This is a genomic window from Bradyrhizobium sp. CCBAU 25338 (assembly GCF_028128965.1).
GTDB lineage: Bacteria > Pseudomonadota > Alphaproteobacteria > Rhizobiales > Xanthobacteraceae > Bradyrhizobium > Bradyrhizobium liaoningense.
Window position 1 is genome coordinate 1 of record NZ_LFKY01000039.1, and the last position, 15,636, is coordinate 15,636.

15 protein-coding genes are annotated in these 15,636 nt (G+C 64.9%); 5 read left to right on the plus strand and 10 right to left on the minus strand.

Annotated features, from left to right (window positions below; translation table 11 throughout):
• The 4 genes from ACM42_RS22025 to ltnD all read right to left on the minus strand — a co-directional run.
• Window positions 1-1,496 (minus strand): methyl-accepting chemotaxis protein (locus ACM42_RS22025; protein ID WP_271529908.1); only part of this gene is annotated, 1,496 nt, incomplete at its 3' end.
• 168 nt (window positions 1,497-1,664) lie between these two features.
• Entirely contained in the window at window positions 1,665-2,936 is a 1,272-nt protein-coding gene (gene otnK / locus ACM42_RS22030) for a 3-oxo-tetronate kinase (protein WP_271529909.1), read from the minus strand.
• Window positions 2,933-3,715, minus strand: a complete 783-nt coding sequence (gene otnI, locus ACM42_RS22035; RefSeq protein WP_271529910.1) for a 2-oxo-tetronate isomerase — start codon at window positions 3,713-3,715, stop codon at window positions 2,933-2,935. Before otnI ends, otnK begins: the two co-directional genes overlap by 4 nt.
• A gap of 15 nt (window positions 3,716-3,730) precedes the next feature.
• Window positions 3,731-4,648, minus strand: coding sequence for an L-threonate dehydrogenase (ltnD, locus tag ACM42_RS22040; RefSeq protein WP_271529911.1), 918 nt, complete (start codon window positions 4,646-4,648; stop codon window positions 3,731-3,733).
• A 104-nt stretch (window positions 4,649-4,752) separates the two neighbouring features.
• Here ltnD and otnC point away from each other — a divergent pair, with 104 nt between their 5' ends.
• Complete coding sequence (gene otnC, locus ACM42_RS22045) at window positions 4,753-5,427, plus strand: 3-oxo-tetronate 4-phosphate decarboxylase (RefSeq protein ID WP_271529912.1); 675 nt, start codon at window positions 4,753-4,755, stop codon at window positions 5,425-5,427.
• 182 nt (window positions 5,428-5,609) lie between these two features.
• Here the strand turns inward: otnC and ACM42_RS22050 are convergent, their stop codons facing one another.
• From ACM42_RS22050 to ACM42_RS22075, 6 genes are all read right to left on the minus strand, one after another.
• Window positions 5,610-6,314 (minus strand): ABC transporter ATP-binding protein, encoded by a 705-nt coding sequence (locus tag ACM42_RS22050; protein WP_028178354.1) that lies wholly within the window; start codon window positions 6,312-6,314, stop codon window positions 5,610-5,612.
• On the minus strand, window positions 6,298-7,029 hold the full coding sequence (locus ACM42_RS22055; protein WP_271529913.1) for an ABC transporter ATP-binding protein: 732 nt from the start codon (window positions 7,027-7,029) through the stop codon (window positions 6,298-6,300). The genes ACM42_RS22050 and ACM42_RS22055 overlap by 17 nt, the downstream gene beginning before the upstream one ends.
• The gene (locus tag ACM42_RS22060; RefSeq protein WP_271529914.1) at window positions 7,026-8,009 is read right to left on the minus strand and encodes a branched-chain amino acid ABC transporter permease; all 984 of its coding nucleotides are present in this window, start codon (window positions 8,007-8,009) and stop codon (window positions 7,026-7,028) included. The genes ACM42_RS22055 and ACM42_RS22060 overlap by 4 nt, the downstream gene beginning before the upstream one ends.
• A complete protein-coding gene (locus ACM42_RS22065; protein ID WP_035673273.1) occupies window positions 8,009-8,887 on the minus strand; it encodes a branched-chain amino acid ABC transporter permease in 879 nt (292 codons plus the stop codon). Before ACM42_RS22065 ends, ACM42_RS22060 begins: the two co-directional genes overlap by 1 nt.
• A gap of 166 nt (window positions 8,888-9,053) precedes the next feature.
• Entirely contained in the window at window positions 9,054-10,298 is a 1,245-nt protein-coding gene (locus ACM42_RS22070) for an ABC transporter substrate-binding protein (RefSeq protein WP_035673267.1), read from the minus strand.
• 89 nt (window positions 10,299-10,387) lie between these two features.
• Window positions 10,388-11,203 carry a putative hydro-lyase gene (locus ACM42_RS22075; protein WP_271529915.1) on the minus strand — a complete coding sequence of 272 codons (816 nt, stop codon included), beginning with the start codon at window positions 11,201-11,203 and terminating at the stop codon, window positions 10,388-10,390.
• Between the two features lie 120 nt (window positions 11,204-11,323).
• On the opposite strand from ACM42_RS22075, the gene ACM42_RS22080 reads away from it, so the two are divergent.
• The 4 genes from ACM42_RS22080 (at window position 11,324) to ACM42_RS22095 (ending at window position 15,619) form a co-directional block, all read left to right on the plus strand.
• Window positions 11,324-12,241, plus strand: coding sequence for a LysR family transcriptional regulator (locus ACM42_RS22080; RefSeq protein WP_271529916.1), 918 nt, complete (start codon window positions 11,324-11,326; stop codon window positions 12,239-12,241).
• Window positions 12,242-12,359: 118 nt separating this feature from the next.
• Window positions 12,360-13,610 (plus strand): Zn-dependent hydrolase, encoded by a 1,251-nt coding sequence (locus tag ACM42_RS22085; RefSeq protein ID WP_271529917.1) that lies wholly within the window; start codon window positions 12,360-12,362, stop codon window positions 13,608-13,610.
• Between the two features lie 12 nt (window positions 13,611-13,622).
• Complete coding sequence (locus ACM42_RS22090; protein ID WP_271529918.1) at window positions 13,623-14,534, plus strand: NAD(P)-dependent oxidoreductase; 912 nt, start codon at window positions 13,623-13,625, stop codon at window positions 14,532-14,534.
• 11 nt (window positions 14,535-14,545) lie between these two features.
• A complete protein-coding gene (locus tag ACM42_RS22095; protein WP_271529919.1) occupies window positions 14,546-15,619 on the plus strand; it encodes a malate/lactate/ureidoglycolate dehydrogenase in 1,074 nt (357 codons plus the stop codon).
• Window positions 15,620-15,636: the final 17 nt, after the last annotated feature.

Here is a 15,636-nt window from a genome sequence, read left to right on the forward strand (position 1 = left end):
TCCTGCGTCGCCGCACCCTGCTCTTCCACCGCCGCCGCGATCGCCGACGAGATCTCCGACAGACGCTCGATAGTCGAGGAAATCTCCTTGATGGCGCCGACCGAGTCGTTGGTCGCGGCCTGGATGCCGGAAATCTGCTGGCCGATCTCGCCGGTCGCCTTCGCGGTCTGCTCGGCGAGCGCCTTCACCTCGGAAGCGACCACGGCGAAGCCACGGCCGGCTTCGCCGGCACGGGCGGCCTCGATGGTGGCATTCAGCGCGAGCAGATTGGTCTGGCCGGCGATGGTGTTGATCAGCTCGACGACGTCGCCGATGCGCGAGGCGGCCTTGGAGAGCTCGCCGACGCGTTCGGTGGTGGCACGCGCCTGGCCGACGGCATCGCCCGCCATCCGCGCCGATTCCTGCACCTGACGGCTGATCTCGCCGACCGACGAAGCCATCTCCTCCGTCGCCGAGGCGACCGATTGCACGTTGGTCGAGGCCTCCTCCGAAGCGGAGGCCACCGTGGTTGCCAGCCGCTGCGAGCGGTCCGCGGTCGCAGTCAGCGTCGAGGCGGAGGCTTCGAGCTGAGTCGAGGCCGACGACACGGTCTGAACGATCTCGCCGATCATCGTTTCGAATTCGCGGGTGATGTTGTCGACACGGCGGCCGCGCTCGATCTTGGCCTCTGCATCGGCCGCGGCGGCCTCGTCGGCGGCCTTCTTGGCGATCAGGGCTTCCTTGAAGATCTGGAGCACGTCGGCCATGGCACCGATCTCCGTCTTCTCGCCGCGATGCGGGACTTCGGCGAAGAGGTCGCCCTTACCCAGCGCCTGCATCGGCTGGATGATCGAGTTGATGCCGCTGGAGACGTCTCGGACGAGATAGAAGCTGAGCCCAAGGCCGATCACGACAACGGCGCCGAGAATGACCGAAACCAGCATGAAGGCATAGGCGTAGCTGTCGGCGGCATCCTGAGCGGCCCGCTCGCCGCCCTTGGTGTTGAGCTCGATGTCCTTGTTCAGGACCTCATCGGCCTGAAGCCCGATCTTGTTGACCGTCTTGGAATTGAGCTCCTGCGCCTCGCGCGGGATCTTGCCGGCCTCCTTGCGCGACAGCGCCATGACCTCCTCGGTGCCCTTCTTGTAGTCGTCCCAGAGCTTGGACCATTGGCTGTAGAGCGCCCGCTCTTCCTGGGAGCTGATCATGGCCTCGTACCTGGAGCGCACCTTGGCGAGCGCTTCAGTCACCGTGGCAGCGGTCTTCTCCACCGCGAGCTTATCTTCCAGAGCTTCGGCCAGCATGTGCTGGCGCACCACGTTGCGATACGTGATGACGCTGGCGCGCAGATCGCCGATCACCCGCACGCTGGGCATCCAGTTCGTGGTGATGTCGACGGTGTTGGCATTCATCGACCGCATCTTCATGACGGCGAGCAGGCCCATGCCGGTCATCGCGACCAGCAGGAATGCCACGACACTGATGATTTTGGTGCGGATGGAGAGCTTGGCAAACATAATCGGGTCTCGTTGTATTGGCGCCGGCGCGCGTCCGAAGTTCTACGAATCAACCAAAGGGAGCAGCGCCGACATCCAACACCAGAGCAATTGTGCAGATGTTAACGACGACTCCGTGCGAGCACGGAGCCCGAAAGAAATGAACAGGCAGCTAAAAATGCTCTGCGCTCAGCGCATGAGCCTAAGTGCGTCGGAGAAAAACTCTGCTCCGCCGAAATTTCCGGACTTCAGAGCGAGCAGCATGTCCCTTTCGGCACCGACCGCGCGCAGCACCGGAACGCCTGCGGCAATTTCCAGTCCCACGAGAAATCCGGGAATCTTCAACCGATCGACAACGGCCCCCGACGTCTCGCCGCCGGCAACGATCAGCCGTCGCACGCCTGATTTTACGAGGCTCTCTGCAATATCGGCCATGGCCTGCTCGATAGCATGACCGGCGGCGTCGCGACCGTGGCGCGCCTGCAGCGCGGCGACCTGATCCGGTGTCGAGCTCGATGCGATCAGCACCGGACCTTCCGCAAGCCGCGGCCTCGCCCAGTCCAGCGCGCGCTGTGCTTCGCCCGCCCCCGTAATGATACGGTCCGGATCGAGATGAAGCACCGGCATGATGCGTTCGGCATTGGCGATCTGCTGAAGCGTCGCCTGCGAACAACTCCCGGCAAGGCATGCCGCCGATCCGCCGACCGGCGCGCCTGCATCACTGGTTGCCGTTGCCCTGACCTTTCCGGTCGATACCAGCCCCCGCGCGAGTCCAAGGCCGATCCCGGAGGCGCCGACCGACAGCCGATGTTCGGCGGCGACGAGACCGATGGTCTCGAGGTCGCGGTCGAAGACGGCGTCGATGATCGCGGCGCCGATCCCCTTGCCCGCGAGTTCGGCCAAGCGCGCCCGCACGCCCTCCGCGCCGCGCGTGACGGTGGCGAGATCGACGAGGCCGATCTGCGTCTTGCTCTGGCGCGCCAGCACGCGCACCAGGTTCGAATCGTGCATCGGGTTGAGCGGATGGTCCTTCAGCGGGCTCTCGTTGAGCGGCACAGCACCGACGAAGAGATTGCCCTGGTAGACGGTACGGCCCGTTTCCGGAAACGCCGGCGTCACCAGCACGACAGCTTCGCCGCAATCGGCGCGCAACGCGTCCATCACCGGGCCGATATTGCCGGCATCGGTGGAATCGAAGGTCGAGCAGATCTTGAACAACACGTGGCCCGCGCCGCGGCCGCGCAGCCATGTCTCCGCCGCGCGCGAGCGCGACACTGCGAGCCCGGCTTCGATCGAGCGACTCTTCAGCGACACCACGACGGCATCGACCTCGGGCAGCGCGAGATCGTCCGCGGGCACGCCGATGGTCTGCACGGTGCGCAGGCCCGCGCGCGTCAGCGTGTTGGCGAGATCGGAGGCGCCGGTGTAGTCGTCTGCGATGCAGCCCAACGCAAGCGTCACGACTTCACTCCAGCGTAGGGCTTGAACCAGGCGAGCCCGTCGGTGGTCTTGCCGCGCGGGTTGTATTCGCAGCCGACGAAGCCGGCATAGCCGAGCCGGTCGAGCTCTGCGAACAGGAACGGATAGTTCAGTTCCTCGCCGTCGGGCTCGTTGCGCGAAGGGATGCTGGCGATCTGGACGTGGCCGATGATCGGCATCATCTCGCGCAGCCGCATGGTGACGTCGCCATGGATGATCTGGCAGTGATAGATGTCGAACTGAAGCTTCAGGTTCGCAAGCCTCAGCTCCTGGATCAGGTCGCGCGCGAAGCCGAAATCGTTGAGGAAATAGCCAGGCACGTTGCGCGCATTGATCGGCTCGATCACGACGTCGATGCCGTGCGGCGCGAAGAATTCCGCGGCCCAGGCCACCGACTTGTAGAACGCCTCGATCGCCACACGCTCGCCGCGGTTGGCGATGCCGGCCATCAGGTGCAGGCGCTTGGCGCCGGTCGCCTTGGCATAAGGCAGCGCCGTCTCCAGGCTCGCCTTGAGATCGTTGAACCGCGAGGGCAGCGCCGCAAAGCCCTTCTCGCCGGCGTTCCAGTCGCCGGGCGGCAGATTGAACAGCGCCTGGGTCAGGCCATTGCGCTTGAGCCGCTCGCCGATCGCTTCCGCCGGATGCTCGTAGGGAAAGAGAAACTCGACGGCGGTGAAGCCGGCCTGGGCCGCGGCGTCAAAGCGGTCGAGGAACGGCACCTCGGTGAACATCATCGAGAGATTGGCGGCGAAACGGGGCATCGGAGTTCCTCTTGCTTACTTGTCGCCGGGCAGCTTGACGCCGGTGACCTGCGCGTACATGCGCGCCACCGACGCGTCGTCGTCGCGGCCCATGCCGGCGGCTGATGTCATCAGAAACATCTGGAGTGCGGCGGCGGAGACCGGCACAGGGAATCGGGCAGTGCGTGCCATGTCCTGAATGATGCCGAGGTCCTTGACGAAGATCTCGACCGCGCTGCGCGGCGTGTAATCGCCGTCGAGCACGTGCGGCATGCGGTTCTCGAACATCCACGAATTACCGGCCGATGCCGTGATCACCTCATAGACCTTGCGGATGTCGAGGCCCTGCTTTGCCGCGAACGCAATGGCTTCGCTGGCGGCGGCGATGTGCACGCCGGCGAGCAATTGATTGATCATCTTGAACGCAGCGCCTTGCCCGGCGGCATCGCCGAGCTCGTAGAGCTTTGCGGCCATGGCATCCAGCGCGGGCCGCGCCTTCGCAAAAGCGGCGGGACTGCCGGAGGCGAGGATCGTCAGCTCGCCTTGCGCGGCGCGCTGCGCCCCGCCGGAGATCGGCGCGTCCAGATAATGCCGGCCGGTCGCCTCAAGCTGCTTGGCCAGGCGCCGCGCCACGTCGGGATCCATTGTGGCCGAGGATACGAAGACGCTGTCCTTCGGCATGGTCTCGGCGGCCCCATCCTTGCCGAACAGGATCGCCTCCGTCTGCGCGGCATTGACGACGACGCTGACGACGATATCGGCCTCCCTGGCCGCTTCGGCCGGCGTCCTGGCCCCCGCGCCGCCATCCTTCACGAAGCGCGCGACGGCCTCAGCCGAAACGTCGCAGCCGGTCACGGCGTGGCCGGCGCGCTTCAGCGAGGTCGCCATGCCGTATCCCATCGAGCCGAGCCCGATGACAGCAACGCGCTGGTTTTGAGAGGTGGAGGCGGACATGCAACTGACCCTTGCGAACGTTTCCCGGATGGCTGCCCTTTGCGGCGGCTCAGCGAACCGATATCACGGCTTGGCCGCGCTGCCAAAGCGTGAGACAAGCAGGCATGACGGCCATGAGCAACGAAACACGGCTGCGCGAGGATATCTGCCGCTTCGGACGGTCCCTGTTCGAGCGCGGGCTGACGCCGGGCTCCTCCGGCAATATCAGCGTCAGGATGGACGACGGCGGCTGGCTGGTCACGCCGACCAATGCCTCGCTCGGCTTCCTCGATCCCGCAAAGCTCTCGCGGCTGGATGGGAGGGGACAGCTGGTTTCGGGCGATGCGCCCACCAAGGAAGTTCCGCTGCACACCGCGCTCTACGACACACGCGGAAGCGCGCGCGCGATCGTGCACCTGCACTCCACCCATTCGGTCGCGCTCTCGATGCTCCCCGAGATCGACCCGCGCGCCGCGCTGCCGCCGATGACAGCCTACTACCTGATGAAATGCGGCGCCACCGCGCTCGTGCCCTATTACCGCCCGGGCGATCCCGCGGTAGCGGATGCGATCAAGGGGCTGGCGGGGAAATATTCATCGGTGCTACTCGCCAATCACGGCCCGGTGGTCGCCGGCGACACACTGGAGGCCGCGGTGTTCGCGACCGAGGAGCTGGAGGAGACGGCGAAGCTGTACCTGCTGCTGCGCGGGATGAACCCGCGCTATCTATCCCCGAAGCAGGTGACGGATCTGGTGAAGGTGTTCGGGGTGGCGCTGCCGGAACATGGGCACGGGCATTAGCTACGTGCAGTCATGCGCGGAATAGCTCCGCCTCACCCACCGCTGTCATTCCCCGCGAAGGCGGGGAATCCAGTACGCCGCGGCTTCTCCGCATATCTCTGACGTCTCGGAGTACTGGATCGCCCGATCAAGTCGGGCGATGACACCGAGTATGTTGCGCGGGCGTGCCCGATACTTCTCGACTAAAGCCCGAGATACGCCTTTCGCACATCCGGATTGCCCTTGATCTCGCTTGCTGCGCCCTGCATCAGCACGCGGCCGGTTTGCAGGATGTAGGCGCGGTCGGCGATCTCGAGGCATTCGGCCATGCGCTGCTCGACGATCAGCACGGTCATGCCGGCGTCGCGGATGCGCTTCACCGCCTGGAAGATCTCATCCACCAGCTTCGGCATGATGCCCTGCGAGGGCTCGTCCAGCATCAGGAGCCGCGGACGCGTCATCAGCGCGCGGCCGATCGCGAGCATCTGCTGCTCGCCGCCGGAGAGCGTCTCGGCGCGCTGCTCCAAACGTTCCTGAAGACGCGGAAACAGCGTGAAGACGAGATCGAGCGGCTCTTCGCGGTTGGCTTCGCCACGGTAGAGATAACTGCCGAGACGAAGATTGTCGCGCACCGACAGGCGCGGAAACAGGCGGCGGTTCTCCGGCACATAAGCGATGCCGGTGGCGGTGATGTGATGCTGCGCCATGCCGTCAAGGCGCTTGCCGTCGAACGTCACCGTGCCCGAGCGCGGACGCTCGGCACCGGCGATGGATTTGAGCAACGTCGACTTGCCCGCGCCGTTGGCGCCGGCGACGCAGACGATCTCGCCCTTCTGGACCTCGATCGAGACCGCGGAGATCGCGACGAGGCCCTGATAGGCGGTCGTGACTTCACGCACCGACAGCATGACGATCTCCCAGATATGCGCTGATCACCTTGGGATCGCGGACGACGTCTGCGGGCTTGCCCTCGACCAGCACCTTGCCGAGGTCGAGCACAATGGCCCGGTCGACCAGCGGCATCACGATCTCCATGACATGCTCGACCATCAGCACGGTGATGCCGGCATCGCGCACCTTGCGCACCAGCGCCACGCCGGTCTGCGCCTCGGTCGGGGTCAGGCCGGTGAGGACTTCGTCGAGCAGCAGCAGCTTCGGTTCGGTCGCAAGCGCACGCGCGACTTCCAGACGGCGCTTCTCGGCCGGCACGAGGTCGCTCGCAAGCACGTCGGCGCGCGCGGCAAGGCCGGTGAACTCCAGCACTTCATGCGCCTTGCGGCGCGCCTCGCGCATCACGGTATTGCGCACGAGCGCACCGACGATGACGTTGTCGATCACCGTCATGGTCTCGAAGCTCTTGACCACCTGGAAGGTCCGGCCGATCCCGCGCTGGCAGCGCTCGGCCGCCGGCATGTGGGTGACGTCCTCGCCGTCGAACCAGATCGAGCCTTGCGTCGGCGGCAGCACGCCCGCGATGAGATTGAACAGGGTCGACTTGCCGGCGCCGTTCGGGCCAATCAGGCCGACGATCTCGCCGCGGCCGACCGAGATCGAGACGTCGCTGTTGGCGATGAGCCCGCCAAAACGCTGCCAGACGCCGCGGGTTTCAAGGAGCGCGGTCATCGCGTGGCTCCCTTTGCTTTCGAGCGGGAGAACAGGCTCACCAGACCTTGCGGCAAAGCCAGCGAGATCAGCACGATCAGCGTGCCGTAGACGATGAGGTCGACGCCGCGCCCGGAGCCGCCGATGTAGGAGCGCGTCAGCTCCGTCATCGGGATCAGGATGGCAGCCCCCAACACCGGGCCCCAGAGGGTGCCGATTCCGCCGAGCACGGCCGGCAGCGCCATCAGCAGCGAGAACTGGAAGCCCATGACGCTTTCAGGATCGATATAGGCGAGAAACTGCGCATAGAAGGCACCGCCAATGGCGACGAGGAAGGCCGAGACGGCGGCCGCGCCCATCTTGGAGTTGAAGACGACGACGCCAAGGCTCTCGGCCGCTTCCGGATTGTCCTTCACCGCGCGCCACCAAAAGCCCCATTTGGAATCTTCCAGCCACCAGGTGACGAACCAGGCGAGGCAGCACAGCCCCAGCGCGAAATAGAAGTACGGCAGCTTGGTGCGCAGGAACTGGAATTTCAGCCAGCTGTCGCCCCGGATCGGAATGGTGATGCCCATCGCGGCCCCCGCCCACTCCCAGTTCTGGAAAAGCAGCAGCCCGATCTCGGCGATGACGATGGTCGCGATCACGAAGTAATGGCCGCGCAGGCGGAAGAAGGGATAACCGAGTCCCATCGCGATCAGGGCCGCAATCACGCCGCCGCCGAGCATGCCGAACCAGGGCAGTACGCCGAACTTGGTGAACAGCAGCTCGGTGGTGTAGGCGCCGATGCCGAAATAGAGCGCGTGTCCGAGCGAGATCTGTCCACAATAGCCGGACAGGATGTTCCAGCTCTGCGACAGCGCCGCGTACATCAGCGTCAGGATCAGGATGTTCTGGACGTAGACGTCCTTGACGAACAGCGGCGCCAGCGCCGCGAGCCCAGCCAGCACCGCGGCGATGATGAGGTCGCGGCGGCGCCGCGCGGCAAAATTCTTGTCCATCACATCGACCCGAACAGGCCGCGTGGCCGGATGAAGACGACGAGCAGGTAGACGGCGTAGATTCCGACGGATTTCAGCGAGGGCGGCAGCACCAAGGCCGTGACCGCCTCGACGAGGCCGACGATGATGCCGCCGGCGAAGGCCCCGAACACGCTGCCGAAGCCGCCCAGCGCCACCGTGACATAGGCGATCAGCGCGAAGGACGCACCCACATCGGGGTAGATGTAGAAGAACACCGCCATGATGGCGCCGGCGAGACCGACCAGCGCGGCGCCGAGGCCCCAGCCGAACGCGAACACGCGGTTCTTGTCGATCCCGACGAGAGCGACCGCACCGGGATCTTCGCGGGTGGCTTCGATCGCGCGGCCGAAATCGGTGCGGTGGATGAAGAAGTAGAGACCGGCAAAGGCGAGAACCGAGACCAGCGCGCCGACCAGCTGCGGCTCCGGCAGGAAGATGCCGGCAAAGGAGATGGTCTTGCCGCCGAGCCAGGACTGCGGAATGCTGCGATAGTCCGGGGTGAAGAAGAACTGCGCGAGGCCGCGCATGACGATGGCGAGACCGAAGGTGGTGAAGATCTGCACCATGCCGGCATTGGCCTTGGCCCGCATGGCGAAGCGGACAATGAGCAGGTAGATCACCGCTCCGAAAACGAAGAGCGCCGCGGCGACCAATGGCGCCGACAGCAAGGGGTCGATGGCGAAGAACGCGAACAGAAAGAAGGACAGGTACATCGCGAGCATCAGGAACTCGCCATGGGCGAAGTTCGTGACGTCCATCAGGCCGAAGATCAGCGCGAGGCCGACCGCGATCAGTCCGTAGAGCAGGCCCATGAGGAGGCCACTCGCGAGACTTTGGATAATGGCTTGGGCTGTCAACTCTCGTCCCCCGTTCGAATAGTCACCGTTTGCTCCGTCATTGCGAGCAAAGCGAAGCAATCCAGCATCTCACCACGGAGACAGTCTGGATTGCTTCGTCGCTTCGCTCCTCGCAATGACGAGGCTCGCGCGACGATCGCGATGTGCTCCCCTGCTCCCGCAGCGCTTACTTCATCGGCCAGATCGCCTCGGCGATCGCCGCCTGCGGCGGGAAGATGGTGACGAACTTGCCGCCGACATATTGCAGCAGCACCGGATCGGCGTCGTTGTTCTGACCCATCTCGTCGAACTTGACGCGCTTCCAGGGCATGATGGTCTGCTCGCCCGGAATGTCGGTCGCGGCCAGCGCGTCGCGGATCTTCTCGCCGTCGGTCGACTTGGCCCGGTTGATGGCATCGGCGAGGATGATCAGGCCCATGAACTGGCGCGAGGTGAGATCGTTGAAATCCTTGCCCGACTTCGCCTTGAACATGTCGTTGATCTTGCCGACCATCGGGCGCTTCTGCGCGAGGTCGAGCGAGAAGGTGCCGCGCGAGATCACGCCTTCGAGCTTGTCGCCGACGGCATCATAGAGCGCCTTCTCGGAGAAGCCGGCGTCCTGTGCCACGATCGCATTCGGCTTGTAGCCGAGCTCGGCCATGGTCTTGACCAGGAGGATGCCGTCGGTGGTGTAGCTCGAGGGCATCAGCACGTCGGCATTGGCGGTCTTGAGCTGCTGCACCTCGGCCGAGAGCGAGGGCGAGTTGGCGCGATACTTGATGTCGGTGACGATCTTGTAGCCGCGCTCACCGGCGATCTTGGTCTGGGCATTGCCGGAGTCGGTGCCGAAAATGGTATCCTCGTGGAACAGCGACAGCGTCTCGATCTTGGTGCCCTTCTTCTTCATGGCATCGAAGAAGTCGAACATCGCGGCCGAGTACATCTCGTCATGCGGCGCAGCGCGGAAGTAATATTTCAGGCCGCGGCGATGCAGGCTGGGCGAGGAATTGTCGGCGGAAACGAACGGGACCTGATAGCGTTCGCAGATCTGGCTGACGGTGACGGCGACGGCGCTCTGATAAGTGCCGATGATGGCGCAGACCTTCTCCTGCGTGATCAGGCGCTCGGCCTCGGCGCGCCCCTTCTGCGGATCGGCCTGGTGATCGGCGAACACGAGACGGATCTTCGCTCCGCCGAGACCCGGCAGGCCTTCGCCTTTCGCCAGCGGCAGGTCGAAGGCGGTGTCCTTGTTGATGACTTCGAGCGCGGTCTCATAGGCTTTCTGCGCGTCGACGCCCTGCTGCGCGCTGCCGCCGGAGAACGGATAGATCACGCCGATCACGACTTCCGAGCTCTGTGCGCGCGCTGCCAGCGGCACGAGAGCGGCAGTGGCGGTGGCTCCCAACAGCACGTCGCGGCGAGTGATCGTCATGGCAAGGTCCCCTGTTATTGAATTTCGGCTGATCGAATGAAGCGATTGATGGATGCGGTAAAGCCTGAAGAAGCAGCACACGCTGCCCACTAAATCACGGCCATGTTTCTGTTCTTCAGATCCGTCACCAGCATGAGGCCGGGCGAATGCGTAATCGCGAACGGGAGTTTCGCGGCGTTGATGACCGATTGCGGCGTCACCCCGCAGGCCCAGAACACCGGAATCTCGTCGTCGGCGACCGGCACCGGATCGCCGTAGTCGGGCTTGGCGATGTCCTTGATGCCGATCAGATGCGGATGGCCGAGATGCACGGGCGCACCGTGGACGGCGGGATAGCGCGAGGTGATCTGCACCGCGCGGATCGCATCGGCCGGCTTGAACGGGCGCATCGACACGACCATCGGCCCAGCGAACGGACCGGCCTCGCCGCAGGCGATGTTGGTGCGGTACATCGGCACGCGCACGTTCTTCTCGATGTGGCGGATCGGCATGCCCTCCTCGAGCAGAGCCTCCTCGAACGAGAAGGAGCAGCCGAGCACGAAGGTGACGAGATCGTCGCGCCAATACTTGGTGACGTCGGTCGGCTCGTCGACGACCTCGCCGTCGCGCCAGACCCGGTAGCGCGGCACGTCGGTGCGGATGTCGAGATCGGCGCCGAGGGACGGGATGAAAGGGCTACCGACATCGGACATGCCGATGATCGGGCATGGCTTTGGATTGAGCTGGCAGAAGCGGTGAAAGGCGCCGGCATGCTCGGCAGGCAGGATCGCCAGATTGCCCTGGACAAAACCCGGAGCGACGCCGGCGGTGGAGGCGACCAGCCCCGCGCGATAGGCGAGCCGGGCCTTGCGGCTCGGAAGGGCGTCGGGCGTTTCAGTTTGCGGCGTTGCCACCAAAACAGTCATGTGATCGATCTGCCTATAAACTCGACAAAGACAAGCCAACACCAAGCGTGCTATAAAGTCTAATCGTCGTTTCTAATCAATATCGATAAATTCAATTTATCGATCGGGAAAATCCTTCCAATGCTGGACTTCAGGTCGATCGAGACGTTCCTGTGGGTTGTGAAGCTCGGCAGCTTCCGTGGCGCCGCCCAACGGCTCAACACCACCCAGCCGGCGATCTCGCAGCGCATCGCACAGCTCGAGCGCGAGATGGGCGTGAAGCTTCTGAACCGCGATCATCGCGTGGCCTCGCCCACCCCCAGCGGGCGACAGATGATGGTCTATGCCGAGAAGCTGATCGGTCTGCGTGCCGCGATGATGGCGGAGATCGGCGACCGGTCGGCGATGCGCGGCGTGATGCGGCTCGGCGTCGCCGAGACCATCGTGCACACCTGGCTGCCGCGGCTGGTGAAGAGCGTGAACGAGGTCTATCCGAACCTGTCGCTGGAGATCGAGGTCGACATCACGCCGAACCTGACCGGGCGCCTTCTCGCGCAGGAGATCGAGCTCGCTTTCGTCGTCGGGCCGTTGTCCGCCTCCGGCGTGCACAACCGCGTGCTCGCCGATTATCCGATCGGCTTCCTCGCAAGCCCCTCACTCGGTCTCGGCGCGGGCCCGGTGACCCCGGTGGAGCTGGCGCGGTTTCCGATCATCACCTTTCCGCGCAAGACCAAGCCTTACGAGGTCGTGCGCGAGGTGTTCGACCGGCCGGAGCTGCCGCCGATCCGCCTGCATGCCTCTGCTTCGCTCGCAACGGTCATCCACATGGCGGTCGAGGGACTCGGCATCGCAGTGATCCCCGACGCCATCGTCGCGAACGAGCTCGCCGACGGACGGCTGCAACTGCTCGACACCGATCTCGCGATCGCGCCGCTGACATTCACGGCGAGCTGGCTCGCCTCTCCCGACGTCGTTGCCGTGGAGCGCGTCGCCGAGCTCGCAAGGCAGATTGCGCAGAGCAGCCTCGCGGTTGACGCGCCCGCGCAGGCGCGTCATTGAAAAAGCGCCGGGTTTTCTACCGTCATTCCGGGGCTCGCGCAGCGAGAACCCGGAATCTCGAGATTCCGGGTTCGCCCTTTGGGCGCCCCGGAATGACAGCGATCAATGGAAGAGACGCATGAGCCGAGCCGCCACCAATCTGCAAATCGATTCCGCCCGCCTCTGGGGCTCCATCCACGAGACCGCAAAGTTCGGCGCGACCGCCAAGGGCGGCGTGCGACGACTGACGCTCAGCGCGGAAGACAAGCAGGTGCGCGACTGGTTCCGCAAGGCTTGCGAAGACGCCGGACTGGAAGTCCACGTCGACGCGCTCGGCTCGATGTTCGGCCTGCGCAAGGGCCGCGACATGTCGAAGCCGCCCGTCGGCATCGGCTCGCATCTCGATACCCAGCCGACCGGCGGCAAATATGACGGCATCCTGGGGACGCTCGGCGCGCTGGAAGTGATCCGGACGCTGAACGATGCCGGCATCGAGACCGAGGCGCCGATCTGCGTCGTCAACTGGACCAACGAGGAAGGCTCGCGCTTCGCACCTGCGATGATGGCCTCCGCCGCCTATGTCGGCGACTTCACCACCGACGACATTCTGTCGCGCAAGGACGCCGAAGGCATGACCGTGGGCCAGGCGCTCGACGGCATCGGCTATCGCGGCGACAAGCCGGTCGGCTTCCAGAAGCTCGGATGCTTCGTCGAGCTGCACATCGAGCAGGGTCCCATTCTCGAAGCGGAAGGCAAGACCATCGGCGTGGTCGATTCCGGCCAGGGCGTGCTCTGGTACGACGGCAAGATTTCCGGCTTCGAGAGCCATGCGGGTTCGACCCCGATGCCGCTGCGGCGCGACGCGCTGGCCACGCTGTCGGAAATCGTGCTGGCGATGGAGGCCATCGCGAAGAAGCACGGGCCGAACGCGGTCGGCACCATCGGCGAGGCCGTGATCGCAAATCCCTCGCGCAACGTCATTCCCGGCGAGATCGCCTTCACCATGGACTGCCGCAGTGCCGACGGCGCCATCATGGATGCGCTGGATCGCGATCTTCGTGCGGCCATCGCCGAGATCGCCGCACGGCGCAAGGTCGAGGTCAAGATCGACCTGGTCTGGCGCAAGCCGCCGACGCATTTCGATCCCAAGCTGATCGCGGCGGTCGAGAACGCCGCGAAGACGCTGGGCTATCCCTCTCGCCGCATCACCTCCGGCGCCGGCCATGACGCCTGCAATCTCAACACCGTCATGCCGGCGGCGATGGTGTTCGTCCCCTGCAAGGACGGCATCAGCCACAACGAGCTGGAGGACGCCACGCAGACCGACTGCGCTGCGGGCACCAACGTCCTGATGCATACCGTGCTGGCGATTGCCGGCGTCGCGTCCTGATCGGAGAGAGCCATGCGCGGAGTTTTCGTCGACGCCAATGAAGCCCTCGCCGTGATCATGGAGCGGCTGGAGAAGCCCGGCGATCCCAAGGTGCGGATCCACAGGGATCCCGACATCAAGCCCGACCAATACCCGGAAATCCTCGACGGCGCCGAGATCGCGATCGTCGACCACACCGCGCTTCCCACCGACGTGGCGAGGAAATGCACGGGGCTGAAGCACGTCGTGTTCCTCGGCACCGGTGCGCGCAGCTACATGAACCCGGAGGAGCTCGCCGAGCTCGGCATCTCCGTGCATCTGATCAAGGGCTACGGCGACACAGCGGTCGCCGAATCCGCGATCGCGCTGATGTGGGCTTCGGCCCGCGTCATCGCCATGATGGACCGCGAGATGCGGGCGGGCAACTGGCTGCGCGAAGACGGCATGCAGCTCACCGGCAAGACCCTCGGCCTGATCGGATTCGGCGGCATCGCCGCGGAAGTTGCGCGCATTGCCACGGGAAGCGGCATGAAAGTGATCGCCTGGAATCGCTCGCCCAAGAGCTATCCTGGTGTCGAATTCACCGATCTCGATACGGTGCTGGCGAAGAGCGACGTCGTGTCGCTGCATCTGCTGCTCAACGACGAAACCCGCGGCATGATCACGCGCGAGAAGATCCTTGCGATGAAGCGTGGTGTCATCCTCATCAACACCGCGCGCGCCGCGGTCGTCGACGAAGCCGCGATGATCGACGCGCTGAAGTCCGGCCATATTCGCCATGCCGGCCTCGACGTCTTCAACATCGAGCCGCTACCCGGCGATCATCCGCTGACGAAATTGCCGAACGTGACGCTGTCGGCGCATTCGGCCTTCCGCACGCCGGAGGCGAGCGAGAACCTGATTGAAGCGGCCTGGGTCCACTGCCGCCGGATCGTGAAAGGATAAGAGCAACAACAATGGCCGACTATCGCACCATCAAGGCTGAGCCGCTCACCAACGTCGTCCGTGCCATCGTCAAGGCGGGCGGGTCTACGGACCGCGAAGCCGACCTCGTCTCCACCAATCTGGTCGAGGCCAATCTTAGAGGGCATGACTCGCACGGTGTCGGCATGATCCCGCGCTATGTCCAGAGCGTCACCACAGGCGGCCTCGCCTTGAACCAGCACGTCAAGATCGTGCTCGACACCGGTCCGCTTCTCACCCTCGACGGCCTCACCGGCTACGGCCAGGTGATGGGCTATGAGGCGATGGAGTTGGGCGCCGAGCGCGCCAAGCGCAACGGCGTGTGTCTCGTCGGCCTGTCCAATTCGCACCACATCGGCCGCATCGGCCACTGGGCCGAGCAATGCATCGACCACGGGCTGGTCTCGATCCACTTCGTCAACGTGATCTCGCGTCCGATCGTGGCGCCCTGGGGCGGCAGCGATGCGCGCCACGGCACCAACCCGTTCTGCGTCGGCATCCCGCGCAGGGGCAAGGACCCGATCGTGCTCGACTTCGCCACCAGCAGGATCGCGCAGGGCAAGACCCGCGTCGCCCACAACAAGGGCGTCGAACTCGAGCCCGGCACCATCATCGACAATGAAGGCAAGCCGACCACCAACCCGCGCTACACCGTGATCCCGCCGCACGGCGCCATCCTGCCGTTCGGCGAGCACAAGGGTTCGGGGCTCGCGCTGGTGTGCGAAATCCTCGGCGGCGCGCTCTCCGGGGGGCAGGTGGTCAAGGGCCCATCCGACGGCAAGTACAACGTCCTCAACGGCATGCTCTCGATCATCATCGACCCGGGCAAGCTCGGCACCGGCGAGAACCTCGCGAGCGAAGTCGAGAGCTTCGTTGCCTGGCACACCGGCTCGCCGCCAGCACCCGGCGTCGACAAGGTGAAGATCGCCGGCGATCCCGAGCGCGAGACGAAGAAGAAGCGGCTCGCGGAAGGCGTTCCGGTCGATCCGACCACCTGGCGGGAGATTCTTGAGGCCGGGAAGAAGTTCGGGCTGGATCAGACTGCGATCGAGAAGATCGCCGGCTAGCCGCCAACCTCAGTGTC

Coding starts and splice junctions, on each gene's coding strand:
- ACM42_RS22075 (WP_271529915.1), bottom strand. CDS start 11,203: ATGACTGTTTTGGTGGCAACGCCGCAAACTGAAACGCCCGACGCCCTT.
- ACM42_RS22060 (WP_271529914.1), bottom strand. CDS start 8,009: ATGGACAAGAATTTTGCCGCGCGGCGCCGCCGCGACCTCATCATCGCC.
- otnC (WP_271529912.1), top strand. CDS start 4,753: ATGACGGCCATGAGCAACGAAACACGGCTGCGCGAGGATATCTGCCGC.
- otnI (WP_271529910.1), bottom strand. CDS start 3,715: ATGCCCCGTTTCGCCGCCAATCTCTCGATGATGTTCACCGAGGTGCCG.
- ACM42_RS22095 (WP_271529919.1), top strand. CDS start 14,546: ATGGCCGACTATCGCACCATCAAGGCTGAGCCGCTCACCAACGTCGTC.
- ACM42_RS22070 (WP_035673267.1), bottom strand. CDS start 10,298: ATGACGATCACTCGCCGCGACGTGCTGTTGGGAGCCACCGCCACTGCC.
- ACM42_RS22090 (WP_271529918.1), top strand. CDS start 13,623: ATGCGCGGAGTTTTCGTCGACGCCAATGAAGCCCTCGCCGTGATCATG.
- ACM42_RS22050 (WP_028178354.1), bottom strand. CDS start 6,314: ATGCTGTCGGTGCGTGAAGTCACGACCGCCTATCAGGGCCTCGTCGCG.
- ACM42_RS22080 (WP_271529916.1), top strand. CDS start 11,324: ATGCTGGACTTCAGGTCGATCGAGACGTTCCTGTGGGTTGTGAAGCTC.
- ltnD (WP_271529911.1), bottom strand. CDS start 4,648: ATGTCCGCCTCCACCTCTCAAAACCAGCGCGTTGCTGTCATCGGGCTC.
- ACM42_RS22055 (WP_271529913.1), bottom strand. CDS start 7,029: ATGACCGCGCTCCTTGAAACCCGCGGCGTCTGGCAGCGTTTTGGCGGG.
- ACM42_RS22085 (WP_271529917.1), top strand. CDS start 12,360: ATGAGCCGAGCCGCCACCAATCTGCAAATCGATTCCGCCCGCCTCTGG.